This window comes from Oceanivirga salmonicida (assembly GCF_001517915.1).
Taxonomy (GTDB): Bacteria; Fusobacteriota; Fusobacteriia; order Fusobacteriales; family Leptotrichiaceae; genus Oceanivirga; species Oceanivirga salmonicida.
Map to the genome: position 1 here is coordinate 1 of NZ_LOQI01000179.1, position 482 is coordinate 482.

At 20.1% G+C, this 482-nt stretch carries 1 protein-coding gene; it reads right to left on the reverse strand.

Translation table 11 applies throughout. The annotated features are described in order from the left end of the window. Positions 1–453 (reverse strand): LacI family DNA-binding transcriptional regulator (locus AWT72_RS08840; protein ID WP_156413158.1); only part of this gene is annotated, 453 nt, incomplete at its 3' end. Positions 454–482: the final 29 nt, after the last annotated feature.

A 482-nucleotide genomic window follows, 5' to 3' on the forward strand; every position in this document is an offset into this window, starting at 1 on the left:
ACCATCAAAATTAAAATCTGAATCAACACATATAATCTGATTATTAATATTATATAATTTTTCAATTTCAATTTTATTTGTTCCACCTATTGTTATAAGACAATCACACATTTTCAGATCAACTATATTTTCTTTAGAATATTTTTTCAAATCATATATGGAATATTTAATATTTTCAGCATTTAGTAAATTTTCTAAATTTCTTCTTAAAGTAATATAATATACATCTTCCATTTCAAATTCTTCATTATATATTCTTATTAAGCCTACTTTATATCTACTTCTTTGAGTTTTATACTTCTTTTTTATATATTTTTGTTCTTCAACAATATCTAATATTCTTTTTCTAGTTTCATTACTTACTTTTAAAGTATCATCATTATTTAAAACTCTTGATACTGTTGATATTGATACATTAGCCAATTTTGCAATATCTTTTATTGTTACATTCATCTTTTTATTTCCTTCATAATAAATTGGAA